We start from the raw sequence: 25,222 nt of genomic DNA, 5'->3' as shown, positions 1-25,222 counted from the left end.
CCGCGAGCCATCCATGAAAAGAACCTTGCAAAAGCAGAACGCCGTCCCCGCGGCCGGCTTCACGTTGATCGAACTGCTGGTGGTGATTGCAATCATCGGTATTCTAGCCGCGATTTTGCTGCCGGCCTTGTCGCGTGCGCGCGAAGCGGCGCGGCGCTCCTCCTGCGCGAACAATCTCAAGCAAATGGGCGTCGTGTTCAAGATGTACGCGGGCGAATCCGGCGGATGGTTTCCCCGTGTTCACGGCGACGAACCTTGGGGAAGCCAGGTTCCCAGCGGCTGCGAGGCGGCCGACAAGGCGGCTGAACTTGCGCCGCTTATACAGGCGATCTATCCGGAATGCCTAGCGGATCTCAATGTTTTGATCTGCCCGTCCGATCCCGAATCCGCGTCCGCAAACCCGCTGAAAATCGTGTCGGCCAAACCGGGCCAGGAATGCGCGTACGCCGGCCTGCCGTCGAATGCCGACGCCAGTTATCTTTATTACGGTTTCGTGTTCGACAAGGTGTCCGAAAGCGATCCGGTCATTGACACGGCCGTGTTCGGCGTGGCTCCTTCCGCAAAGGTCTGCGCGCAGATCGCCTATCTCATGTCCTGCATTTCCTTCCAACAGGGATCCTCGTTCCTCCAGGGCCCCCTCGGCGACGAAAATCCCGCCAACGACGGATTGCTGAACAATGACCTCGACGACCCTGTCAAACATAACCTGTTGAAGTTTATAACGACCACGCCCGGAATGCCGCTCGGCAACGGCGAGGGTTCCAAATTATACCGCCTGCGTGAAGGCGTCGAGCGTTTTCTTGTCACGGACATCAACAATCCCGCCGCATCCGCAAGCGCCCAAAGCGAACTGGCGGTCATGTGGGATGTTGTCACGTCGAACTCCTCGGGGCGCGCCCAGTTCAATCACATCCCCGGCGGCGCCAATACCCTCTACATGGACGGACACGTCCAGTTCAACCGTTACCCCGGCGAATTTCCCGCCACGATCGCCTTCGCTCAGGTCGGCTCGTTTTTCTAACGCGGTTTTGATTTTCACGCGCCCTCAAGCGTATCATACGCCCATACGGGAGGGACGGCAGACGCGCGTTCCTCCTTGTCGTTTATTGAGGCATGACACACCGGGTGCAGGCCGTTGAAGGATGTTTCCCTGTTGGAAAGTGGCCTATGAGACGCAACATCGTTCATGCAGGCGCGGGCAGTCTTAGTTATGAGATACGCGAAATTGTGGCCGTGGGCCGCGAGATCCGCAGCCTGGGACAGTCCATTACATGGGAAAATATCGGCGATCCGATCGAAAAGGGCGAGGTGGTGCCGGAATGGATCCGGAATATCATCCATGAACTGGTGGACGAACCGGGTTCGTGGGGATATTGCGACACAGCCGGCGTGCCGGCCACGCGCGAATTTCTGGCGGCGGAAGTCAACAAGCGGCCCGGCGGCGTGCAGATCACGCCTGACGACATCATGTTCTTCAACGGGCTTGGCGACGCGGTCGCAAAGGTGTACGGTTTCCTTCGCCGCGAAGCGCGCGTGCTGGGCCCGTCGCCGGCGTATAGCACCCATTCGAGCGCGGAGGCCGCGCATGCCAACGACAGCCACATCAAATACGAACTGGATCCGATGAACGGCTGGATGCCGGACGTCGAGGACATTCGCAACAAGGTCAAGTACAACGACTCGATCGCGGGCATCCTGCTGCTTTCGCCGGACAATCCGACCGGCGCGGTGTATCCGATCGAGATCCTCGAGGAAATCGCGGCCATCGCGCGCGAATACAAACTCTTCGTGGTTGCGGACGAGATCTATGCCCATATCGTGTACAACGGGTTCACGCGGCTTCATCTGAGCCAGTGGATAGGCGACGTGCCGGCCATCGCGATGCGCGGCATCAGCAAGGAATATCCGTGGCCGGGGTCGCGCTGTGGCTGGATCGAAGTGTTGAACAAGGACAAGGACGAGAATTTCGCGGCCTATGTGAAGAGCCTTCTCGCGGCGAAACGCCTCGAAGTGTCCTCGACCACCTTGCCGCAGATGTCCATTCCGCGCGTGATTGGCGATGCGCGCTATCCGGCGCACCTGGACCGGCGATCGCGCATGTTCGAGGAACGCGCCACGGAGGCCGCCGCCCATTTCGCGGGTTGCGACCAAGTGATTGTGAACAAACCGTGCGGGGCATTTTACATGACGGTGATGTTCAGGGACGGGACGTTGAATCACCGTCAAACGCTGCCCATCGAAAACCCGGTTATCCGACAGCGCATCGAGGCGCTTACCGGAAATGTTTCGCCGGACAAGCGGTTCGTCTATTACCTGATGGGCTCGACCGGCATCGTGGTCGTGCCGTTGACGGGTTTCCAATGCGAGCATGAAGGCTTTCGCGTGACCTTGCTCGAAACGGACGACGCCAAACGCACGTGGGTCTTCAAGACGCTTCGGGATTCGATCGACCGGTACATCGCCAGCGCTGGATGAACATCGGTAAGGTCCGCCGGATCCGCCGCCTCGCCGAAAAGTAGAAAGCCCCCTTCCCTGCCGCTACAATGCCGCGTATGCATTCAGAAGCCATGGGAGAGAATACGGGCGCACGGTGGGCGGGCTTATGTGTGCGCGTCGTGGCGTGGTATCTGCTCGTCCTGATGACACTGTGGGCCATCGGCATCGAGGGCATCTACGGCAGCCCGTTGCCCTTTTATGCCCTTGTCGCGCCCGCTTTTCCATCCGCCATCGTGCCAGCCGTTGTCATGTGGGCGGCCGGTTTCATTCTTTGGCTGGGGTCGGCGCCGGAACCTTCCCGCCGGACACGCGGACTGCTTCTATGGACCATTGCGGCATTGGGCCTTTTTCTGTTGGCATTCGTCCGGTTCCACTTCAACCCCATTTCGTTCAGGGCCTTCTTTTCTTGTCTGGGATGGCATGCGCTGGCGCCGGCGATCTTCCTGGCGGGACTGGCCGCGGCGCGCCTTTCGGCCCATCACTGGCTCTCCGCGGAACCCGAACCGGCGCCGAAAACGATTCGCTGGTTTCTGCTGGGACTCATGATTTTTTCCTTTGCCTTCGCGGGGGCCGTGGCGATGATACGCGACGGCACAACCGGCATTTCGCAGGCGTACGCGCGCCACGGTTACGAGTATGCAAGCGATATCGGCACGACAAGCGGCATCCAAGCGCTGTTCCGCGACTACCTCAAGGTGCGGCCCTATCTCTCGATGCACGCAAAGGTGCATCCGCCCGGCCCCATCGCATTGCTTTGGTTTTTCTCATACGGGATTGGCCAGGAGCCGTTGCCGCTATCGCTGGCGACAATGGCCTTTGGCGTGCTGGCCATTCTGCCGTTGTACGGATGGGTGTCGGATCTCGCGGGACGCCGCACGGCGCTGATCGCCTGCATCCTGTACAGTCTCATGCCCTCGATCGTGCTGTTCACGGCGACGAGCGCCGATATTCTCTTCATGCCTTTCACGCTGACGACGCTCTTTCTCTTTACGCGCGCGATCCAGCGCCGTTCGGTCGTCTACGCCGCGGCGGCCGGCGCGGGATACGCCCTCATGTCGCTGCTGTCGTTTTCGCTGATTGCGGTAGGAGTTTACTTTGCCTTTTACGGACTATGGCAATTGGGGGACAAAGACAAGCGCTTTGCCGTTGTCCAGACCGCCGCGGTCATGTTGGCGGCGTTTCTCGGCCTGCATGCCGCCTTGCGATACGGAACCGGTTTTGATGTCGTCGCCTGTTTTCAGGCGTGCAAAGCGCAGTTCGAGGCGGATCAGATGCACCTCGATCGGCTGACTCCGCGTTTTCCGGCATGGACTTGGCGTTTTCTCAATCCGGCGTGCTGGTTCTATTTCGCGGGAATTCCCGTGTCGCTGTTGTTCCTCGGATTTGCAAGACGCGCGCAATCCGGATCGCCGGGCATGGCCACCGTCATGATCGCGACGCTCCTGGCGCTCAATCTTCTTTACTTGGCGCGGGGCGAAGGCGAACGCAGCGCAATGTACATCCTGCCGTTCGTCGTGTTGCCCGCCGCATGCCGACTTGACGTTATGTGCCGGAAAGCCCGATGCTATGGGCCGTTCTGGGCAACGATACTCTTTCTGGCGTTTCAATGCTGGTTGACGGAGTCGTGGTTCTACACGTTTTGGTGATGACGCATGTGGCGAGGCAAGAAAGTTTCGGTCGTCTTTCCCACCTATAACGAGAAAGATTCGATCCGCGCGGCCATCGAGGAATTCTTCGAGGACGGCCTCGTGGACGAAATCGTGGTGGTCAACAACAACGCGGCGCCCGGCACCGACGAGGAGGTGCGCCAAACCCGCGCCCGGCTTGTTCATGAACCCCGGCAGGGATACGGCCATGCGATTTGGCGCGGTCTGGCGGAAGCAACCGGCGATCTCTTGATCATTTCCGAGCCGGACGGCACCTTTTCGGGACATGACGTCATCAAAATGCTGGCCTATTCCGACGACGTTCCCGTCGTGTTCGGCACGCGCACAAGCCGCGAATTCGTCTGGGAAGGCGCCAACATGGGCTTCTTTCTCAAGTTCGGAAACTGGGCCGTCGGCAAGTTGATGGAATTCCTGTTCAACACGACCATCCTGACCGACGTGGGTTGCTCGATGCGCCTGTTGCGGCGGGAAGCCTACGAACGCATCGCGCCGCAATTTTCGGTCGGCGGCAGCGCCTTCGGCCCGCAGATCATGCTCCTGACCATACTGAACGGCATTCCATTCATTGAAATCGCCGTGAATTACCGCAGGCGCGTGGGCACGTCGTCGGTAACGGGCAACAAACTGCGCGCGGCCCTGCTCGGCTGCGAAATGATTGCGATGATACTGCGGTATCGCATGTTGTCCTGGTTCGGCTGGCGTCCGCCGGCATGCAGCCATGTCTGTTCAGCAAGGGAGGAGCAAACACCATGAAATTCCTGTTGTTGATTCTCGCATCGGTCCTCTGTTTTCTCGCCGCGATCATCGGCGCCGTCCTGTTACTGCTGCTGCACCGCAAGAAAGGTTCTTTCTTCGATTCGGACGGTGTCCGCATCCACTACACCGACGAGGGCCAAGGGGAGCCCGTCATTCTCGTGCATGGCTACGCTGTGACCGCCGATCAGAACTGGCGCATACCCGGCATCGTGCGCGCGCTGTCCAAAAAGTATCGCGTGATTACGATGGACGATCGAGGCCACGGATTGAGCGACAAACCCCGCGACGCCGGCAAATACGGCCTTGAAACCGTCCGGGACGTGATACGGCTTATGGACCATCTGGGCATTGCCAAAGCGCATGTTGCCGGGTATTCGATGGGCGGATTCATCACCCTGAAACTGGCCATGATGTACCCTGAGCGCCTGCTGAGCGCGGTGGTGGGCGGCGCGGGCTGGACGCTTCCCACCGACGAAAACCGCGTATTGCTGGATAAAGTCGTGTCGTCCATGGAAAGCGGCCGGGGCATACGACCGCTCGCCGAATGGCTGCGGCCTGTCGGACACAAGCAGAACCGGCTGCTTGAATGGTTGGTCGTGACGTTCATAAACAACACCAATGACCTGCCCGCACTGGGCGCCACAATGCGCGCGATCGATCAACTCGAAGTCAGCGAGGCGGAACTGCGCGCAAACAAGGTTCCCATTTTGACGATTGTCGGAACCGCGGATCCCCTGCGAAACGGCGTGGACGCCCTAACGGGGGTCCTGGCAAACCACGAAAACCTGTTCATTCAGGGAGGCGATCACATGACAGCCATTCTGGGCCCCCGGTTTCGCAACGGAATGCTGGACTTTTTCGCCAAACATTCCGCTTCCCAATCGAAGCCGGCATAGCCGGCCGCCTACTCCGAAAAATTCGATCGCCGCTCTACTTGTGCTCGTGCTCGTAATCGAAGATCGCGGTTCCGGATATTCGCCCCCAACAACCAAGGACCGAGGGCAGACAGTCATCGGAGACCCGTTTGATCATGTTTTGTTCGACTCACTGGGATTGCAATTACGAGCACGAGCACGGGCACGAGTACGGGCACGAGCACGATAAAATAGAGGTATAGCAATAATAAGTATTAAGGCTACTAATACAAACAGATGCTTTTGAATTGGCGCCTTTATCCATTTGGATCGTGAAGACGGTATAATCGCGAAAAGGATTCCCTTTTCGACAGTATGTGGAGAAATACATGCAACTTTTGCGCGGTCTGTACCAGGTGGGCGGCGACCTGAACGGTATTACTTGGAACGGCGTGGATGCGGGATTCGAGGATGGAAACAGTTATGCCATTTCCACACCCGGGGGCATCGTGATGATTGATTGCGGAAATGGCGACACGCTGCCGCAGATTTTCGACAACATGCGCTATTGGGGATTGGAACCGGACGCGATCCGCGCCTGCTTTCTGACGCATCCGCACTGGGATCACGCGGGCGCGGCCTGCCTGCTGCAAGCACGGGGCGCCACCCTGTATGCGCATCGCAACACCGCCGATGCCGTCCGGGCGGGCGACGAACGCTGCTGCGGATTCCTCTATCACAAAACCTTCACGCCCTGCCCCGTGGATGTGCCGCTCGACGACGGCCAACAGGTATCCGTTTGCGGAATAACGATCGAAGCGATGCACTTGCCCGGCCATTCGCAGGGATGCACCGCGTACTTCTTCACGCATGAAGGCAAGCGCGTTGCGGCCTGCGGCGACGTCATCGGCACCCTGTTGTGCGGCGATTTCGGCTGGAGCGGATCGATCGATTTCGACAAGAAGATCTATACCGAATCGCTTCGCCGTTTTGCGCGGGTGGACACCGACATCATGTTGGCCGGCCACGGACTTTGTTATTTCCATCAACCCCGGCGGCGCGTCGAACAGGCGCTCAACAGCGCGCTCATTCAATGGCGGTAGCGATTCAAGGCGTTGCACACCGGCATGCGGATATGGTTTGATCCTTCGTGATACGGGAGTTCAAGCGGAGTTTTCCACAGTGACGTTGATTTTGTTCGACATAGACGGCACATTGACGGCGACGAACGCCGTGGATGCCAAATGTTACGCCTCGGCCTTCAAAAAGGTGTTCGGCTTCGACCTGCCCAGTACGGACTGGGACGTCTACACGCATTGCACCGACCGCGCGATCATCCATGAAGCGGTGGAAAAACAACGGGGATCCCACGCGGCACAAGCGGAAATAGACTCCTTCGAGCAACAGTTTGTGGCGGATCTTACAGTGGAATTTTCGGTCAATCCGGACGGATTCGCCGAAATTCCCGGCGCGAAACGAATCCTCGAGGCCATTGCGCGGCGCAATGGTTTTTGTGCGGCGCTGGCCACGGGCGGCATGCGCGGTTCGGCCTGTTACAAGTTGTCGCGGATTGGCGTTGACGCGGCGGCCATGCCTGCCGGGTTCTCAAACGATGCACTGACGCGCGAGGACATCGCACGCCATGCGATTGCCCAAGCCGACGGAAACGCCAATGACATCGTGTATGTGGGCGACGGGCCATGGGATGCGCGGACGTCCGCCGCCATGGGAATGCGGTTCATCGGCATTACAGGCGATGCGCCGTCCGATCGCCTGAAAGCGGAGGGCGCTTCGGTATGCCTTGCCGATTTTCTAGATCAGGAGGCCTTTTTCGAGGCGGTGCGGACGGCTGCCGTTCCGCATGGCCGGCGGGAACTTTCAAAATGACCTTTCTTCGTTTTCAGTTCATGTTGCTGCTTTTGGCGGCGCTTGCGGCGTGCAACGTCAAGCCGCCCGCGTCCGTTTCCGCGCCACCCTCCCCTCCAACGACCGAAACCAAGGAACCGCCGCGACCGATTGACATCGGCGACGTTGAAGCCGCGCTCCGCATCATCCCCGCTGTTGCCGCCGAATCGGCGGGGCCGGGAGTGCATGTTGAAGAAATGAAAGATACCCAAGGGCACGTCCTCATGGCATCCGCCAATGTCTCTCCTCCCCGCCCCGCGCAGTTTTGGGTTACGTTCCGGCTGGTGGGCGTTCGGCTCATCGAGCGTGTTCCTGTAGCCGTGCGTGTCAGGATTCTGCGCGACAAACAGCCCATTGCCGAATTCGCGACCTTTTTTGATCCCGGCTGGTACAACAATCCTCACGAACAGCGTTTTGACGTGCTGACCGGCCTTGACTCGGCGCCGTCCACCCTGCTGGTTCATGCCGAGGCGGATCTCATCATGCTGCCGCCGGGAACCGAAACGGCCACAGTGGATCCCGCCACGGTCACGGGCGAACCAGACATGACGGGCGTCGTGATAGGAAGCCCGATGCGGATCAATTTCGGTGCGGGAGCGGCGGCTCCATGAATATCGTGGTCGTGGGCGCACATCCGGACGATGCCGAGGTTTTCGCGGGCGGCGCATGCGTCAAGTGGGCGCGGCTGGGCCATCGTGTGCTGATGGTTTCGCTGACCAACGGCGATGTGGGCCATCACGAAATGGCCGGAGGTCCCCTCGCCATGCGGCGCGCCGCCGAAGCGCATCTCTCCGCGGAACGAGCGGGGGTGCGCAGTCTCGTGCTCGATCATCACGACGGGGAACTTGAACCTACGCTGGCCCTGCGAAAACAGGTTGTTGGAATTCTTCGCGAATTCGAGGCGGATATTGTCCTGACGCATCGTCCCAACGATTACCATCCCGATCACCGCTACACATCGGTCGTCGTGCAGGACGCGGCATTCATGGTTACAGTGCCGCATTTCTGTCCATTGGTTCCCGCATTGGGCAAGAATCCCGTATTTCTCTACCTCATGGATTCATTTCAAAAGCCTGTGCCGTTCCGGCCGGACATCGCCGTTGACGTGTCCGATGCGATGGACACGAAATGGGCCATGCTCGATGCGATGGAATCGCAGATGTACGAATGGCTTCCCTGGCTCGACGGCGCCCTCCAGACTGTGCCCGGCGATGCGGCCGCGCGGCGCGAATGGCTCGAACGCACGTGGACGCCTTTCTTCGAGACCCCGGCCAAACAGGCGCGCAAGGCGCTGGAAAAATGGTACGGCCCCTCGGCGGCCAAGATCCGCTTTGCAGAAATCTTCGAGATTTGCGAATACGGCCATCAGCCTTCCGAACAGGAAATACGCCGTCTGTTTCCGTTTTTTCCGGCGGCAACCGCCCGAAGGCGAAAGGGGTAAGACATGATCTTGGATGGCCAAATCAGGCGGAGGGCATTGGGATTGATCGGAAATGGATTTCGTTTCGCCGTGCATGCCGCGCGTTTTCCGGCGGCGTGTTTCGTTTTGCTGATCGGTTTGGCGGCGGCACAGGAAACCAAGGTCTCCACCATCGAAACCGAAGGCGTGGCCGAGGTCGAAACGATCGCCTCGCAAGTGGAATTCCGCCTGAACGCCGAATTCAAGGCGCCGACCCTCCTCGAAGCCGCCAACAAGGCCCTCGAATTCGAGCCGGCGCTTCGTGAAGCGTTGCAAACCGCCGAACTATCCCCGGTCGAAATGGAGTTTTCAACGCCCGTGCCGGGCGATTTGCGTGAGGCCACCGCCGAACCGGACGCGCGGATTGCGTGCGCATTCGCCCGTCTGCGCTTCCATGCGGCGCCCTTCGTGACAGGCACGGAAGGCCCGCGCGATTTCGCCCGGTTGTGCGACAAACTGGCTTCGATCGCCAAAAATCTCCAAGCCCGTATCGAGGGTCCCACGTTGATCCCCCAAGATCCCGAAACGGCGGAACAGTCGGCCATCGTTCGCGCAATCGAGTTGGCCTATCCCCCCGCCAAGGCAATCGCGGGCGTCATGAAAGGTCAAGTCACGGCGGTTGACAGCGTTATCGTGCAAAGCATCGAATGGAACACGCATCCGTCGGAAGGAACCCCGCGGGCCGAACTGCGCAAACTGGTCTGCAAGGTGAAAGTCCGCGTGATTTATGGTTTCGGCGCCGTCCAATGATCCGACACGCCGGATCGTTGCACGCGGCCAAACGTAAGGAGGGAATGAACATGGCGGCGAAAATGGACAGGCGGACATTCGTGCGAACGGCGGCGGCGGGCGTCGCGGCGGGATTCGCCACGGGACGGGCTCGCGGCGCGAACGAAAAAATACGCCTTGGCTTCATTGGCGTCGGCAATCGCGGGGGGCAACTTATCGAATTCACCCAAAAGCACGCGGACGCGGAAATCGTGGCCCTTTGCGACGTATACGATCCGTTTCTGAAAAAATGGGCGGAAAAACTGGGCGGCGGCGTTCGGCAATACCGTGATTTTCGCGCTTTGCTGGAACAGGATTCCATTGATGCCGTTGTGGTCGCATCGCCGGATCACTGGCACGCGCTGCACACCATCATGGCATGCGAGGCCGGGAAGGACGTGTACGTCGAAAAGCCTTTGTCCATCACGATTCATGAGGGCCGTAAAATAGCCGACGCCGCGAAAAAAACCGGGCGGATTGTTCAGGTGGGCATTCAACGGCGTTCGGGCCAAATGTATTCGGAATTGGCGCAGCGCGTGCGCGACGGATTGATCGGAAAAGTCACCGTGGCGCGCTGCTACCGCATCACCAACATGTGGCCGAACGGCATCGGCAAGGCCCAAGACGCCGATCCGCCTGCGGATCTCGATTGGGATATGTGGCTGGGGCCCCGTCCCATGCGTCCGTTCCGCGACACCATTGCGCCCTACAAGTTCCGGTGGTGGCAGGCGTATAGTTCACAGGTCGCCAACTGGGGCGTCCATTTCCTCGACGTAATCCGTTGGATGCTTGGCGAAACGGGGCCGAGCGCCGTGGCGGCGCTGGGCGGCAAGTTCGCCGTGGACGACGATCGCGACATCCCCGACACGATGGAAGTCACCTACGAACTGCCTTCGGGCGCGCTGGCCGTCTTCGGGCAGTACGAGGCCAGCGGCGCGGATGCCATGAAACGCGGATATGTCGAACTGCGGGGAACAAAAGGCACGATTTACATGGACGACCGGGGGTATGAAATCCTGCCGGAACGCGGCGGCCAGTTCCAGGACAATGCGCCGCGCATGGAACCGGCCGAGGTAAAAAGCACGGACGGCGATTTGAGCGTGCAGCATATCCGCAATTTCCTTGACTGCATCAAGAGCCGCGAACAGCCTTCGGCGGATGCCGAAACCGGCCATCGTTCGACCACGTTTTCGCACTTGGCGAACATCGCGCTCGCCACCCGATCGGTCATCGAATGGGATGCGGACGCCGAACGCATCACGAACAACGACAAGGCCAATGCACTGCTTCATTACGAATACCGCAAGCCATGGAAACTGGCGTGATGCCCTGTGCGGCTAAATCGGGCGATGCGATGAATAAACGGTCCGAACCGCACTATCCGGCCGTTTTTCAGGAAGAAAAAAAGAAGGAGGACATACGTGTTTCGCTTGGGCGCGTTCACTGATGAGATATCGCAGGATCTCGAACGGGCATGCCGGATCTGTGTCGAATTCGGCTTCGAAGGCCTGGAAATTCGCGGGGTATGGCGGACGCCGTGCCAGGAATTGACGGATGCGCAGGTGCGCGACATCAGGCGAATCGCGGCGGATTACGGCCGCGTCGTGTGCAGCATCGCGTCGCCATTCGGCAAATGCGAATTGGAGGACTCCGCCGAGGTGGCGAAGCACATGGATTACCTTCGACGTTGCGGCGACATTGCGCGCGAACTGGATTGCACGATCGTGCGTGGATTCGCTTTCTGGGGCCACGGCAAGCGTGAAAAACCATGGCGGCGAATGTTCGACGCCTATGCGCCCGTGCCCGCGATCCTTGAAGAAAAAGGGATTGTCCTTGGACTGGAAAATGAGGCCGCGTGTTACGTCGGTACGGCCCGGCACCTGCGCTATTTTCTCGACGGCCTTGCCTGTCCAAGGATCAAGGCATTGTGGGATCCGGCGAATCACGTGCAGGATCCCGAAGGCACAAATGTGCCCGCCTTTCCGGACAGCTTCAATCTGATTCGGACGGATCTGGTTCATGTGCATGTCAAGGATGCCGCGCCCACTCCCGATGGAAACGTTCCCAACGTCTTCATGGGAACGGGCATCTGCCGGTGGCGGGAGCAGTTCGCGGCGCTCGCCTCCGATGGGTACGCCGGGTTTTGTTCGCTCGAAACCCATGTAAATCCCGACCAGTGCCCGCCGGAAACGATGGAAAAATACGGGCATTATCTGGCCGGCGAAGGCCGCGAAGGCGCCAGCAAGGTTTGCATGGCATGGATACGCGATACGCTCAAAGACATCGAATAATTCCCGATTCATCTTTGCGCGGATGTTGTTTCACGCAATTCGGACAACGATATCGGGCATGAGAGTATCGAGTCCTCGAACTTTGTTACAGGCTGTAATTGCCCGAAAAATGTCGTTTTTCGGTTCAATGGATTACAGAATCATATTGAAGTATTGAACGCGAAATTCCAAAAGGATCTGCAACAAGGGCGAGTGCATGGGACAGGCTGTTCAACCTGTCCGTCCACGGACATGGCGTGGTTTCGGAAAAGACAGGCTGGACAGTCTGTCGATCCTTGTAAATTTTCCGGTTCCAGGATGACAGGCTGGACAGCCTGTCCTACGTTCCGTGCCCAAGGGACTTTCCGTACACGCTCTCAAGTAACGGGGATTTCAACTCAATAAATTCGCGGACGGCGGCTGTCGAATCGGACAAGCGCCGCCTCGTACTCCGCAACGATCTGCCGGGGTGTCTTCCCCGCCTCGATCGATCGCCGCACTTGGGGTGTTCCGGCCAGCGTGTCGAACCAGTCCGTCAAGGCAAACGCGGCATGATGCCGGCGAATGGCGGCAATCAGGGCTATCGCCAGCCGGAACGGACGGATTCGGATGGCATCCTCCACGCGCATGCGAATTCCCTTGCAGGGTTCATCAAGGTATTTCGGGCGGGCGGCCTTTCCGGCAATGGCCCTCGGAACATAGGTCGTGGCCTCGATCGCGCAGCCTTCGCAATCCCCCCTGTCGAGCGATTCGATGATCGCTTCGGCGTCCAGCCATGGGGCGCCGATTATTTTGAAAGGCCAGTCGGTTCCCCGCCCCTCATTGAGATTCGTCCCCTCGAACAGACACACGCCCGCGTACAGTAGAGCGGTTTCCGGATCGGGCATATTGGGCGAGGGCGGAATCCACGGCAGCGCGCATTGCGCAAAAAAGAGTTCGCGGCGCCAAGCGTCCAACTCGCCGACGGCGATCCGCGGCGGATTGGTCATGGACGACGCAAAGAATCGGGCCAGTTCTCCGGGCGTCATGCCGTGGCGGACCGGCACCGGCGCGCAGCACACGGGCGAATCGAATCGTTCCGCAACCGGTCCTTCGAGAATGAGTCCGCCCAGCGGATTCGGGCGATCCAGAACGAGCACGGGCACACCGGCATCCCCGCAGGCCGCCAGGCAATCTTTCATCGTCGCCATGTAGGTGTAGTACCGGGACCCCACATCGGGCAGATCCACAACGAAGAGGTCGGTTTCCGCCAGTTCCGCGCGCGACGGGGCCTTGCGATCCCCGTATAGGCTGACCACGGGAATTTTGCCCGATTCCGAGGCCACCTTCGCTCCCGCTTCGGCTTGGCCGTGAAATCCGTGTTCGGGACTGTACACGCGCCGGACGGACACCGAGGGTTCCATCGCCAACACATCGAGCAGCGGCCTGCCCAGTTGATCCACCGCGGCATGGTTGGCCAACACGGCCAGGCGCTTCCCGCGAATTGAATCGAATCCATCCCAAAGAAGGCGGTCCAAACCGGTGTGGACATTGGCGCGGTCGCTATAAAACGCACGGGCGATGCCCTCGTGAAACACATGCCGCAAGGTGGACGCGTCACGTTTTTCGCGCGATGGATGGCATGCGTTCGACAGCAAAATCGAAAACAGGCCGCTGTCGAAATCAATCCAGATGCTCGTACCGGTCCAGCCGGTGTGCCCTATGGCCGCGCGGGATGGAAGAAATCCCTCGCTGCCGCCGGACCATGGATCCAGTTTCCACCCCAGCCCTTGCCACGGATAGGTGGGTACCTGCCCGATTCTTCGCATGGCGGCGACCGTGTTGTCTTTGAGTAATTTTCCTTCAAGCAGCGCACGGCAGAATTTCGCCAAATCGAATGCCGTCGAGAACAATCCCGCATGGCCGGACACGCCGCCGACGGCATACGCATTTTCGTCATGCACCTCGCCGCGCACGATTCGCTTGCGCCATGCGCACTGTTCCGTGGCCGCACAGCGATCCGCCCATTCCTTCGGCGGATTGAACGCGGTATCGCGCATGTCGAGCGGACGAAATATCCGCCGGGAACAAAATCCGTTCAGCGAATCGCGTGACGCCAGTTCAACCACCGCGCCCAGGATCATGAACCCCACATCGGAATAAACGCGGCGCGTTCCTGGTTCGCGGGAAGGTTCAGTGGCGGCATAACGCTGAAGCATTTCATTCAGCGTCGTGCATTCCCGGTAAAACGGCATGCCGGGATGCAATCCGGCCGTGTGCGTGAGGCATTGGCGAATGGTAAAACGCCCAAAGGCCGGCACGGGAAGATACTCCGAAACCGGCGCATCAAGATCCAGGACGCCCTCCTCGTGCAGCATCAGAACGGCGGTCGTCGTGGCCACGACTTTTGTCAGCGACGCGAGATCGTAGATCGTGTCTTTTTCGGCACGACGGCGATCCGGCACAATCTGGCGCAACCCTTCCGATTCATGGAAGAGTTTGTCGCCGCAGCGTCCGATATACGCCACCGCGCCGGGGCATTTTGCCTCGCGGACGGCATCGCGCAGCGCCTCGTTCAGAATTTTCCGGTCATTTTCCGGCATTCATCCCCTCCCACGCGGTAGCCAGGGGAAAAATCTTTACCCGCGCGTATGATCAGTTCATCGCGGTCTGGTAACGGCGCAGGCAAAACGCCAGCAGGGCAATCAGCACATAACCGGCAATCCCAACCATGAAAACGGCGCGAATGCCAAGGTTCATCGCAACGATCGTGGCGCAAACGCTTCCGAGCACGGAGCCGACGCCGTTCATGCCCCAGACCCAGCAGGTCATGTCGAATCCACGGGACGCCGCAAGGCGGAGGGCGCTTGGAAACAGCATGCCCATGGGCGTCGCCAGCAACGCCATCAAGACCAGCACAAAACCAAATTTCAACGCCAACGAGGCGCCCTGCAAGGCAGGCGCGAGGACGGGAAGGGCACAAACGGCGGCAATCTGCAATCCCGCCGCCGCGATCGCCGCGCGCACAAGAAACGGGCGCAGCGATCCCGCGTCCACGCGTCCCGACAGCATGCTTCCGATTCCCGTGAAGACCAGCATGACGCCCAGCGTGACGGCAAAGGTCAGCGTCGGATTTCCCATCATGAGAAAGATGGACTGCAACAGCGACACTTCGACGAGCATGAAGGAGATTCCCAGCAGGAAAAAGATCCCAAGGAAAAATCCCTGATGGGCGCGCCGCCCGGCCTCGATTTCGGAACGGCGGAACCAGATCAGCGGCGCCAGCATCAACGCGAACACGCAAACGAAAGCCACAAGGAAGAAATCCACAAGCAATTGGAACGATCGCACATGCCAGCGCATTTCCGCGGGGCCGCCCGATGGATTGAACAGGAGTTTTACAAAAGAGACCGGTTTCAAGGCGTAAAAAAGATAGGGCCGGTCGTCCCACAGCGGCGAAAGATCCTCATACGCGGATTTCAAAATCCCCGGCCTCGCCGCGGCATTCAAAAGGCCGCGCACGCGATCGGTCCATTCGTGCGGCGTGGTTTGCGCCGGCCACACCACTGAAAAACCCAATTCCTCGCAGGATTGCCGCGCCCGTTCGAGCAAGGCGGGGCCAATCGGCGTCTTCGACAGGGCGATGCACATCCCTTTTCCGATGTAGGGATAATCATGGGTCATCATGACGATTATGTGGCTGGCCGGATCGGAAATGCCTTTGCGCTCGAGCGCCACCGCCGCACTGGTCGCCATGCGCAACAGGAAATCGGCCCAGCCTGTGCTGGATACCACGCAGCAGACACCATCGGGCCCCAGGCGATCCCAGTACGCTTCGAAGGCCTCGACGGTATACAGATGATTTTCGGACAGGACATACGCGCCCTGCGCGCTTGCGGCCTGCGTGTCGGCCAGCGACAGGAAAACCAGATCATAGGTCTCCTTGTCGCGGCGAACGAACGTGCGCCCGTTTTCCACCGCGACGTCAACGCCGTCCAGTCCATAGATGTTTCCGGTATATTCACGAAACGGTCCCCGCATCGCAGCGGCGGTGATAGGATTGAGTTCGACGCCCTGAATTTCGGACACCCCGTACAGTTTTGCCGTAAGAATATCCCGCCCCCCTCCCGCTCCGATGATCAGCGCTTTTTTAGGCTGTGCCACGCGAAACGGAAGCGAGGTGATGTCGTATCGAAGATAGGCAAGCGGGCCGAAATCCCCATCGAACCGTTCGAGGAAAGCCGGCGCGCGCCCATCCTGCGTCAGGCGCAAATGTTGCGGAATCGGCCCGTCGTATTTGGGACTGAGCCGCCATCCCTTCCATTCGGGATAGGGCTGGATGACAATATTCGAAAAGAAATTCCATTTCGAGAATTCGACGTTGTGGTCTGGATCCGGAATGGGCGCCGGCGCCAGATTCCAGCGATAACTGGCAAGGCCAAGGATCGCGATGCCGGCCAGAACGCCCAACGACGCCAACCGGGAAGGGCGAACCGATCCCGGCGCAAGGAACGACGACGCGGCCGCAAGCATTCCCACAAGAAATGGCGTGTACGTGCCGCCGAGCCATTCGAGAGCCGGTATGGCCAGAAAACATCCCGCGCCCGCGCCCAGAAGATCGCCAAAATAGAGGGCGCCGGCCCATTGCGGCCGCGCCGCGAAGATGCGTGACAGAAAAATGCCGCCAAAGAAAAACGGGAGCATCGTGCCGAGAAAGACCAAAAAAATCCAGCGGATTTGGAATGGGTACACATTCAAACTGCTCTGGAGGGGAAGATGAACCAGCAGGAACAGGACACCGATCACGCCGATACCCAACAACAACGGGAGGTAAGGCGTCAAACGCGGCAACGCATCCGTCTCGCCCGATCGGCGCATGTGGGCGTACAAACCGCCGAGACCGATGCCGAAAAGGGCGATGGCCAACACAAAAAACGCCAAATGATAGAACATGACCACGGAGAACAGGCGTATCAGGTTGATCTCGAAAAGCATCAGGGAAAGACTGACGAGAAAGACCTGAACGGAGGCCAGCCGAAGGGAAAAGGGATTCTTCTGCATCAAATCGGTCATGCGGGCGACACCATGGACATAGAGCCTGCTGCAACACAGGGGAGGATATCACAACAATACGGAGGGTTGCTACCTGAACGAGTGGGGCTGCCCCGTGGCCTCGATGACGCCAAGCCATAGTTCACTTTCGAGCGAGACCTGCTTTTTCCCCTCGACGGCCGTGGCGATAGGGATATGAACGAACTGATCGTTCAGCAGTCCGACAAGGACCCCGGTTTTTCCGGCCATGGCGGCATGCACGGCATTTCGGGCCAGCGCATTGCAGAAAAGGCTGTCATCGGAATTGGCCGGAACGCTTCGGATGATGTAACTCGGATCGAAATACTTGAGATTGATCGGGATTTTGTGCGCGGCGGCATAGGCCGCAATGGCCTCTTTCAGCAACAGGCCGATGTCGCGATGCCGCCTGTTGCCGGAGGCATCGGCGCCCGCGTCGGCATCGGGAAAAAGGTCCTGTCCGGCGCCCTCGGCCACGGCAATGACGGCATGGCCGCGTTTTTCGAGACGCTTCATCAGCATCGGTAGAAAACCCTGCCGGCCTTCCAGTTTGAACGGGCATTCGGGGATGAGCGTGAAATTGACTTGCTGGCTCGCCAGCGTGGCGCCGGCGGCGATGAATCCCGCGTCGCGCCCCATCAATTTGACCAGTCCAATGCCGTTGGGCGCGCCGGTGGCCTCGGCGTGCGCGCAGTCCAGTACCTCTTTCGCCTTTTCGAGGGCGGTGTTGAATCCGAACGTGCGAGACACATACAGGATGTCGTTGTCAATCGTCTTGGGGATGCCCGCCACGGCGATATCGGCCTTGCGCCGCAGCGCCTCCTGCGCGATGGCATTGGCGCCGCGCTGGGTGCCGTCGCCACCAATGCAAAAAAGAATGTTGATGCTCCGCGCGATTAGAAAATCCACCATGGCCGACACATCCACCGCGCCACGGGACGACCCCAGCACCGAACCGCCCCGTTCGTGAATATTTTCGACAAATTCGCGGGTCAACCGAATGGGCTCCAGATTTGCGGCCGGATCCATTCCCATGTATCCGTAACGGATGCCAAAGATATTTTCCACGCCGTAATTGTAGTGCAGCGCAAAATAGGCGCTTCGGATTACATTGTTAAGGCCGGGGCACAAACCACCGCAGGTCACAATGGCCGCGCAGGTCCGCGCCGGATCGAAATGGATACGCTCGCGGGGACCGGCCTTTTCGACGAGGATGTCGCAGGGCGGCAAATCCGGGGCAATCACCACCTGAAAGCGAACTCGCGCCTCATCCGGCACGAAGTTGGCCACACCATCTCCCCAGGCCGTCGTCAGTTTCAACGGGGATCGCCGCCGGCGCGGCGCCAAGGTATGCACTTCAAACCGTTCGCTGCTCAACACAGCCAATGCCTCGCACGTTCACCCGGCACGGATCGGAAGAGGTACGCTAGAACGCAAACCCGGTCATGAGATGAAGGCGTCCGGAGCGGACCTGATCGGAATCCGGGTTGATTGGCACGCCCCAGTCCACCCGCAACGGTCCCATGCGGGGAATATCGAATCCCAGCCCCAAGCCGCTGCTGAACTTGATGTCGCCGAAATCGAAATCACCGGCATCCCACCACACGCCGCCGGCATCCACAAACGCGTACAACCGCAGCATGTTTGTGACTTTATACTTCACTTCCAGATTGTCAATCAGCCGCAGGGAACCGCCGATCGCTTCGCGCTCCTTGTACTCCTGGTAGCGCTTGATCTTGGGGCCGATATCGCGGTTTTCATAACCGCGCACCGTGTCCGTGCCGCCCACGAAAAACCGTTCGGAAATCGGAAGGCGATCGCTGGAACCGTACGCCTCGGCCCAGCCCTCGCGCGTGCGGAAAGACAGGATCCATTTTTTGGAACTGCTAAGCGGAAAATACCACGTTGAATCGTGTTCAAAACGGTAAAAATTGTTGTCGGCGCCAAAACCGGCAATGGTTGCAACCAGTTCGTGCTTGCTTCCCCGGCTCGGATCGCGGTCGTGATCCAGCGTCTTGCGCATGATGGACCAACTGTTGCTAAGCGTATTGCTCTCGACGAACTCGCGCCTCCATTCGGGCGTATACTCCGAGGCGATGTCGTGGTAACTCACGTCGGAATACCGGATGGCGGTGCGGAGCGTCACGCTGGGCGACAGCCGTTTGATGAAACGAATCTGGCCGCCGAGGCTTTCTTCCGTGAAATGGGACCGCCGCGAATAACGGTACGATTCATCGAAAACGTCGAAGCCCATGCCAAGCGGATACCCGAAGATTTCAGGGTCGGTGAAACTGAGATTGTACTGCTCGCGAATCGTGCCGATGTACAGGCGGGTCGAAAAAATCTGGCCGCCCCCCGCAAAACTCGGCGGATTCGCGATGTCGAAATTGTTCAGGCGGAATTCCGCGAATCCTCCCACGCTTTCCTCGGAACTGTATCCCATGCCGAAGTTGAAACTGCCTGTCTTCGACTCCTCCACATTGGCCAGAAGGTTGGTGTAGAGATCGCTGTCTTCGATGTCGTGCAACGTCAGGCGGACCGTGTCGAAATAGTGGGTGTTTTCGAGTTGCTGGCGGCTCAGCGTCAAACGGTTGCCGTCCACGCGATCCCCGGGCGAAACCAGCATTTCACGACGAATCACCTCGTCCTTCGTCACCGAATTGCCTGTGATGTCAATCTGCTTGAGATATTTTAAATCGCCTTCCTTGACGTTGTAGACGATATGGGTGGTGTTCTTTTCACGATCGAGCGTGACTTGCGGCGTGACTTCGGCGTTGACATAGCCGCTGTCCTGGTAGCCCTTGGCGATTTCGTCGGCGTCGCGGGCCACTTGGCCCTTGTTATGCACATCGCCCGCGTGCACTTTCGCGATCGTCATCATTTCATCGTCGTCAAAGACGACATTGTTGGCCGGTTCGATGCTCTCGACCTTGAATTCCGGCCCTTCGACGACGGCGATATGAATATCCATTTTTTTGCCGTTGGGCGTATACGTAATCTGGGTGCCCTTCACTTCCGCGTCGAGATGGCCCGCATCGCCGTATTTGTCCACGACTTTTTTCAAATCCATCTCGAACTTTTCTTCATTGTATTTGCCGCCGACGAACCAGAACCCGCGCTTGGTCTTCAGGCCTTTCTTGAGTTGGCGGTCGCTGAGCGCTTGGTTGCCGTCGAACACGACTGAATGAATACGGGCTTTCCGGCCCTCGTTGATGGTAAAGACGACGCGGACCTTCGCCTGGCCCACGTCTTCCGCGCCGATGTCCACGGTGGTATTGGCGAATCCTTTGCTTTCATACAGTTTCAGAATCGCCTTGCGCTGCTCGTCGTAGGCGTCCGGCGCAAACGCATCGCCTTCTTTCCATGTGATGACGCCGCGGATTTTGTTTGCCCGCAGTTTGTCGTTGCCGATGATCTTGATGGATTCGATGTTTCGCTTTTCGGAAAAGACATAGGTAACGGCCAATCCGTCCGGGCCGGATTCCACATCCACGCGAATGGTATCGAAATGGCCGAGGCTATACAGGCGGCGAAGATCGCGCGCCACAACGGTCGGATTGTAATCGCGCCCCGTCTGCAATTCGATATGGGAGCGAACCAACTGTTCACTGACGGCCGATAAACCCGTCACATCAATGCTTTTGACGTTCCGGCTGGCCGTGTCCTGGGCTGAAACGGACATCGCGGTCCATGCCAGCGCCAGCAGGATAACCCAGGTCGAGCATGTCTTCACGTGGCAACACCTTCCGCTAGGGGTTGGCCCGCGTCCGTGGGGGATTCGACGCTCGAAACCCGTTCGAACACAAGCTTTTTTTCCTCCGGGGAACGCTTCGCCTCAAACACATCGCCCGGCCGATATCCCCCGCGCAACAGGAGTTCGGCCAACGGATCCTCGAGGTACAATTGCACGGCCCGCCGCAACGGCCGCGCCCCATACTCGTCGTCGCATCCGACTTCGACGATGAATTCCTTGGCTTCGGGCGCCAGCCTGAGCTGAATGCCCTTTTCGGCTACTCGTTGTACCACTTCGGCGGATTGGATGTCAACCACCCGCAACAATTCCTCGTGGTTGAGACGGTGAAACACCAACACTTCGTCAATGCGATTGAGAAACTCCGGATTGAAGACTTTCTTGGCTTCTTCCATCACGCGGTCTTTCATCCGCTGGTACTGTTCGGTTTCCGAGTCGCGTTGGAAGCCAAGCGTGGTGTTTCGTCCGATTCGGCGCGCGCCGACGTTGCTCGTCATGACGATGACCGTATTGCGGAAATCCACTTTGCGGCCGGTCGCATCGTTCATGAAACCGTCTTCCATCAACTGGAGAAGCGCGTTGAACACGTCCGGGTGCGCCTTTTCTATTTCATCGAAGAGGACCACCGAATAGGGACGGCGGCGAACCTGTTCGGTCAGTTGGCCGCCCTCGTTGTATCCGACATACCCCGGCGGAGCGCCGGCCAGTCGCGACACAGCAAACTTTTCCATGTATTCGGCCATGTCTATGGTAATCAACGCATCCTCGCTGCCGAACAAGAACACGGCGAGCGCCTTGGCCAGCAGCGTCTTGCCCACGCCGGTCGGCCCGAGGAACATGAACGACCCCACGGGACGCCGGGCGCTCTTGAGTCCGGCGCGGGATCGTTGGATGGCGCGGGTGATGGCGTCAATGGCTTCATCTTGGCCCACAACGGTTGCGTGCAATTCATCCCGCATCCGCAACAGCCGTTCCGACTCGTTTTCCTCGAGTTTCGTCAACGGGATGCCGGTCCATTTGGACACAATGAAGGCGATGTCCTCGCCGGTCACGACCGTTTCGGAGGAATCGCGTTCCTTTTCCCATTGTCGCTTGCGTTCGTCCAGTTTGGCGATCAAATTGCGCTCGCGATCCCGTAGCCGCGCGGCGCGTTCGTATTCCTGATGGCGGATGGCGGCCTCTTTTTCCGCGCTGACCTTTTCGATCTCCGCCTCGATGTCCTTGAATTCCTGCGGACGGGTTGTAATGCGAAGCCGCGCGCGGCTGCCGGCCTCGTCAATCACGTCCACGGCCTTGTCGGGCAGAAAACGGTCGGTAATGTACTGGTTGGACAAGCGCGCCGCGGCCACAATCGCGTCTTCCGAAAATTTGACCTTGTGGTGAACCTCGTAGCGGTCGCGCAGGCCGCGGATGATTTCGATGGTCTGGTCCACGGTGGGCGGATCGACGAGGATGGTCTGAAACCGGCGTGCGAGCGCTGCGTCTTTCTCGATGTACTTGCGGTATTCGTCCATCGTCGTCGCGCCGATGCACTGCAACTCGCCGCGGGCCAGCGACGGTTTGAGCATGTTGGCGGCGTCCACGGCGCCTTCGGCGGCGCCCGCCCCCACAATGGTGTGCAATTCGTCTATGAACAGGATGATGTTGTCGGCGCGGCGGATTTCCTTCATGACGGACTTGAGCCGTTCCTCGAATTGGCCGCGGTATTTCGTGCCCGCCACGATGCCCGCCAAGTCGAGCGAGAGCACCCGCCGACGCAAGAGCAGGTCGGGCACGTCCCCGTTGACCACCGCCTGGGCAAGCCCCTCGACAATGGCCGTCTTGCCGACGCCGGCCTCGCCGATAAGCACGGGATTGTTCTTCGTGCGGCGGCTGAGAATCTGGATGACGCGCTCAATTTCCGATTCGCGCCCGATGACGGGATCCAATTTGTTTTCACGCGCCAGTTCGGTCAGATCACGTCCGAACGCATCCAAGGCGGGCGTCTGCGACTTGCGCGCCGCGCCCGTTTGCGCTCCGGGCCGACCCTGTTCGCCCAGCAGACGCACGATTTCATTCTGGACCCGGTTTTGATCGATTTTAAGATCATGCAGGACTTTCGCGGCCGTACCTTCGCCCTCCTTGAGCAGACCAAGCAGGATATGTTCGGTGCCGATATAACTGTGATTGAATCTCCGGGCTTCCTCGACCGCCAATTCCAGCACTTTTTTCGCGCGCGGGGTGAAGGTGATTTCCTCGCTTGACACGGCGCTGGCGCCCGGCGGCATTTGCTGTTCGATCTCCTGCGCAATGGCTTCGAGATCCGCACCCAGATTTTCAAGGGCGCGGGCGGCAATCCCTTCCGGTTCGCGGCACAATCCAAGGAGGATATGCTCCGTCCGCACGTATTCGCTGCCCAGCCGGGCGGCTTCCTCGCGCGCGGCGCTGACCACATGCTTTGCGCGTTCCGTAAATCGTTCCCACATGACATCTATTCCTTGTTCGGCGTATCGGCCCGATGGCGCGTTCGTGTCTGTGCCGGCGCGAAATGGGTGCGGAACAGCCGGGCCCGTTCCACGCTCAGCGTCCATTCATCGCAGTCGCGACCGATGTGTGCCTTGATATGGGCGCTCTGCAACGTCAACAAAAGTTCGTTCAAGGCATCCAGCGTACACCCCGGCGCCAGCCCCAAGTCGAAACCAAGCCGGATGGAGGACAGCACTCCCAGTCCCTCCACAAACCCCATCAGATGTGCGTTGCCGGCAATGGCCAGCGCACGCGCCACCCGATCCTCGACCTGAATCCGTTCCTTGTTCAATAACGCCTGCCGCGCCCGGCGTTCACGTTCGACGATGTCGGCGGCGGTGTGGCGGATGTGAAAAAGGATTTCCTCCTCCGAAACGCCCAAGGCCGACAGATTGGTCAACAGGAACAGATCGCCCTGCGCTTCATTGATGTCGCCATACAGCGCCCCGCTGAGATCGCTAAAGAAAGATTCGCTCACATAAGAAGACGAATCGGGCGGCGACGCCTGCACGACCGTCGGTTTGAGACCATGGATGGCATGGCGGCGCTGACGGGCCACCTGCACCAACCCCGTCATGGCATTCGCCGCGACAAGACCCGGCAGATGCAACAACACGCTGACTTTCAGCCCGGTGCCCACATGGCTCAGCGAGGATGTCAGGTATCCCCGGTGTTTGTCGAACGCATAGTCCACACAGTCCGCCAAACCGTCGTCCAAGGTGTTCAAACGGCTCCACAATCCGTCCAGTTCCAGTCCCCCCGCCAACGCGGTCAGGCAAAGATGATCCGTGCCGTTGACGGCTATGGCATGGGAAAGATCCTGCGCAAGGTAGACCCCCCCCTGCGCCGTGCCATGGGCAAGATCAAAGGGAATCAATCGGCGCTCCGCCAGAAAAAGCGTGTCAAGCCGTTCAAGCCGTTCCAACGGAAAATACACCCCCGCGTCCGGCGTGCCCATCGAATCCAAGGCTGTCACAATCCGTTCTTCGACAGCACGGATTTCTTCGCGCGAACATGCGGCGGGAAAGAAAAAACCGGCCAGATTCCGCATCAGATTACACTGGCTCCACACCACGACCGGAGCTTCCTGGCCCGTGCCGGAAACCCAAGGCGGACGGTTCTGGATCCATGCCTCAACCATGGCTGCTGCCTTGCAGTGTGGCGTCGCTTTCCAATTCGGCCTCCAGACGCTGGATGGCGTCGCGCAGCGTTGCGGCTTCCTCGTAATGCTCCATTTCGACCGCTGTTCGCAGCAAGGCCCGTTTTGCCTGGAGTTCGGCGCTCTTGCGCACGCGATGGTCGTTTAGCCGGGGCGACTTGCCGCAATGTTCGATACCACCGTGCAGTCCGGCCAGCATGGGCTCGATTTCCGCCTTAAACGCTTCATAACACGCCGGACATTGCACGCGGCCCGTGTCGAGGACTTTACCGACGTGCATTTCGCATGACGGACAGGTCCGCACCGAGCGCGCGCGCGGACGCGGCGGCCTAGCCGCGGGCGATCCGGTGCGCGACGCCGGCACCGGTCCCGATAATTCAAAACCCGCACCCGATTCTTCCTGGCGCTTGACCAGGCAATCTTGACACAAGGGAAGTTCGCGCACCTTGCCGCTTACGACTTCCGCGTAGCGAACCGTCGCCAGATTTTTATGACACCGTTGACACAACATGGGAGCCACCTCCCGTAAAGTATACCATTCACGCGGCCCACTGTCCATTTGCCGTCATGAAATCGGATTGCG

Annotated in this window: 19 protein-coding genes; 12 read left to right on the top strand and 7 right to left on the bottom strand. The window is 59.3% G+C overall.

Annotation, left to right across the window (positions count from 1 at the left end):
* Positions 1-13 precede the first annotated feature (13 nt).
* The 12 genes from P5540_13735 to P5540_13680 all read left to right on the top strand — a co-directional run bounded on the left by P5540_13735 (position 14) and on the right by P5540_13680 (position 12,196).
* Positions 14-1,021, top strand: a complete 1,008-nt coding sequence (locus tag P5540_13735; GenBank protein HRT65876.1) for a DUF1559 domain-containing protein — start codon at positions 14-16, stop codon at positions 1,019-1,021.
* A gap of 146 nt (positions 1,022-1,167) precedes the next feature.
* Positions 1,168-2,475 carry a pyridoxal phosphate-dependent aminotransferase gene (locus P5540_13730; GenBank protein HRT65875.1) on the top strand — a complete coding sequence of 436 codons (1,308 nt, stop codon included), beginning with the start codon at positions 1,168-1,170 and terminating at the stop codon, positions 2,473-2,475.
* A gap of 92 nt (positions 2,476-2,567) precedes the next feature.
* Complete coding sequence (locus tag P5540_13725) at positions 2,568-4,142, top strand: glycosyltransferase family 39 protein (GenBank protein HRT65874.1); 1,575 nt, start codon at positions 2,568-2,570, stop codon at positions 4,140-4,142.
* Between the two features lie 6 nt (positions 4,143-4,148).
* The gene (locus tag P5540_13720) at positions 4,149-4,916 is read left to right on the top strand and encodes a glycosyltransferase family 2 protein (protein ID HRT65873.1); all 768 of its coding nucleotides are present in this window, start codon (positions 4,149-4,151) and stop codon (positions 4,914-4,916) included.
* Positions 4,913-5,815, top strand: a complete 903-nt coding sequence (locus tag P5540_13715) for an alpha/beta hydrolase (protein HRT65872.1) — start codon at positions 4,913-4,915, stop codon at positions 5,813-5,815. The genes P5540_13720 and P5540_13715 overlap by 4 nt, the downstream gene beginning before the upstream one ends.
* Before the next feature lie 347 nt (positions 5,816-6,162).
* Complete coding sequence (locus tag P5540_13710; protein ID HRT65871.1) at positions 6,163-6,876, top strand: MBL fold metallo-hydrolase; 714 nt, start codon at positions 6,163-6,165, stop codon at positions 6,874-6,876.
* Between the two features lie 79 nt (positions 6,877-6,955).
* The gene (locus P5540_13705; protein HRT65870.1) at positions 6,956-7,660 is read left to right on the top strand and encodes an HAD hydrolase-like protein; all 705 of its coding nucleotides are present in this window, start codon (positions 6,956-6,958) and stop codon (positions 7,658-7,660) included.
* Positions 7,657-8,289 carry a hypothetical protein gene (locus P5540_13700; protein HRT65869.1) on the top strand — a complete coding sequence of 211 codons (633 nt, stop codon included), beginning with the start codon at positions 7,657-7,659 and terminating at the stop codon, positions 8,287-8,289. Before P5540_13705 ends, P5540_13700 begins: the two co-directional genes overlap by 4 nt.
* A complete protein-coding gene (locus P5540_13695; GenBank protein HRT65868.1) occupies positions 8,286-9,119 on the top strand; it encodes a PIG-L family deacetylase in 834 nt (277 codons plus the stop codon). Before P5540_13700 ends, P5540_13695 begins: the two co-directional genes overlap by 4 nt.
* Before the next feature lie 3 nt (positions 9,120-9,122).
* A complete protein-coding gene (locus P5540_13690) occupies positions 9,123-9,887 on the top strand; it encodes a hypothetical protein (protein ID HRT65867.1) in 765 nt (254 codons plus the stop codon).
* A gap of 50 nt (positions 9,888-9,937) precedes the next feature.
* Positions 9,938-11,230, top strand: coding sequence for a Gfo/Idh/MocA family oxidoreductase (locus tag P5540_13685; GenBank protein HRT65866.1), 1,293 nt, complete (start codon positions 9,938-9,940; stop codon positions 11,228-11,230).
* A 96-nt stretch (positions 11,231-11,326) separates the two neighbouring features.
* Positions 11,327-12,196, top strand: a complete 870-nt coding sequence (locus tag P5540_13680) for a sugar phosphate isomerase/epimerase family protein (protein HRT65865.1) — start codon at positions 11,327-11,329, stop codon at positions 12,194-12,196.
* Between the two features lie 377 nt (positions 12,197-12,573).
* Here P5540_13680 and P5540_13675 read toward each other — a convergent pair whose 3' ends face one another.
* The 7 genes from P5540_13675 to P5540_13645 all read right to left on the bottom strand — a co-directional run bounded on the left by P5540_13675 (position 12,574) and on the right by P5540_13645 (position 25,150).
* Positions 12,574-14,757 (bottom strand): DUF1343 domain-containing protein, encoded by a 2,184-nt coding sequence (locus P5540_13675; protein HRT65864.1) that lies wholly within the window; start codon positions 14,755-14,757, stop codon positions 12,574-12,576.
* 52 nt (positions 14,758-14,809) lie between these two features.
* A complete protein-coding gene (locus P5540_13670; GenBank protein HRT65863.1) occupies positions 14,810-17,227 on the bottom strand; it encodes a hypothetical protein in 2,418 nt (805 codons plus the stop codon).
* A 69-nt stretch (positions 17,228-17,296) separates the two neighbouring features.
* Positions 17,297-18,604, bottom strand: a complete 1,308-nt coding sequence (locus P5540_13665; protein HRT65862.1) for an ATP-dependent 6-phosphofructokinase — start codon at positions 18,602-18,604, stop codon at positions 17,297-17,299.
* A gap of 46 nt (positions 18,605-18,650) precedes the next feature.
* Positions 18,651-20,957 (bottom strand): outer membrane protein assembly factor BamA, encoded by a 2,307-nt coding sequence (gene bamA / locus P5540_13660; GenBank protein HRT65861.1) that lies wholly within the window; start codon positions 20,955-20,957, stop codon positions 18,651-18,653.
* Entirely contained in the window at positions 20,954-23,440 is a 2,487-nt protein-coding gene (locus P5540_13655; protein HRT65860.1) for an ATP-dependent Clp protease ATP-binding subunit, read from the bottom strand. The genes bamA and P5540_13655 overlap by 4 nt, the downstream gene beginning before the upstream one ends.
* 5 nt (positions 23,441-23,445) lie before the next feature.
* Positions 23,446-24,621, bottom strand: a complete 1,176-nt coding sequence (locus P5540_13650) for a hypothetical protein (protein ID HRT65859.1) — start codon at positions 24,619-24,621, stop codon at positions 23,446-23,448.
* Positions 24,614-25,150 carry a hypothetical protein gene (locus tag P5540_13645; GenBank protein ID HRT65858.1) on the bottom strand — a complete coding sequence of 179 codons (537 nt, stop codon included), beginning with the start codon at positions 25,148-25,150 and terminating at the stop codon, positions 24,614-24,616. Before P5540_13645 ends, P5540_13650 begins: the two co-directional genes overlap by 8 nt.
* Positions 25,151-25,222: the final 72 nt, after the last annotated feature.

This window comes from Candidatus Hydrogenedentota bacterium (assembly GCA_035450225.1).
In the GTDB taxonomy this organism is placed as follows: domain Bacteria; phylum Hydrogenedentota; class Hydrogenedentia; order Hydrogenedentales; family SLHB01; genus DSVR01.
The sequence above is the reverse complement of the archived record's forward strand: the minus strand, read 5'-3'. Positions and strand labels throughout refer to the sequence as shown.

Coding starts and splice junctions, on each gene's coding strand:
- P5540_13735 (HRT65876.1), top strand. CDS start 14: ATGAAAAGAACCTTGCAAAAGCAGAACGCCGTCCCCGCGGCCGGCTTC.
- P5540_13730 (HRT65875.1), top strand. CDS start 1,168: ATGAGACGCAACATCGTTCATGCAGGCGCGGGCAGTCTTAGTTATGAG.
- P5540_13725 (HRT65874.1), top strand. CDS start 2,568: ATGGGAGAGAATACGGGCGCACGGTGGGCGGGCTTATGTGTGCGCGTC.
- P5540_13720 (HRT65873.1), top strand. CDS start 4,149: ATGTGGCGAGGCAAGAAAGTTTCGGTCGTCTTTCCCACCTATAACGAG.
- P5540_13715 (HRT65872.1), top strand. CDS start 4,913: ATGAAATTCCTGTTGTTGATTCTCGCATCGGTCCTCTGTTTTCTCGCC.
- P5540_13710 (HRT65871.1), top strand. CDS start 6,163: ATGCAACTTTTGCGCGGTCTGTACCAGGTGGGCGGCGACCTGAACGGT.
- P5540_13700 (HRT65869.1), top strand. CDS start 7,657: ATGACCTTTCTTCGTTTTCAGTTCATGTTGCTGCTTTTGGCGGCGCTT.
- P5540_13695 (HRT65868.1), top strand. CDS start 8,286: ATGAATATCGTGGTCGTGGGCGCACATCCGGACGATGCCGAGGTTTTC.
- P5540_13690 (HRT65867.1), top strand. CDS start 9,123: ATGATCTTGGATGGCCAAATCAGGCGGAGGGCATTGGGATTGATCGGA.
- P5540_13685 (HRT65866.1), top strand. CDS start 9,938: ATGGCGGCGAAAATGGACAGGCGGACATTCGTGCGAACGGCGGCGGCG.
- P5540_13675 (HRT65864.1), bottom strand. CDS start 14,757: ATGCCGGAAAATGACCGGAAAATTCTGAACGAGGCGCTGCGCGATGCC.
- P5540_13670 (HRT65863.1), bottom strand. CDS start 17,227: ATGACCGATTTGATGCAGAAGAATCCCTTTTCCCTTCGGCTGGCCTCC.
- P5540_13655 (HRT65860.1), bottom strand. CDS start 23,440: ATGTGGGAACGATTTACGGAACGCGCAAAGCATGTGGTCAGCGCCGCG.
- P5540_13650 (HRT65859.1), bottom strand. CDS start 24,621: ATGGTTGAGGCATGGATCCAGAACCGTCCGCCTTGGGTTTCCGGCACG.
- P5540_13645 (HRT65858.1), bottom strand. CDS start 25,150: ATGTTGTGTCAACGGTGTCATAAAAATCTGGCGACGGTTCGCTACGCG.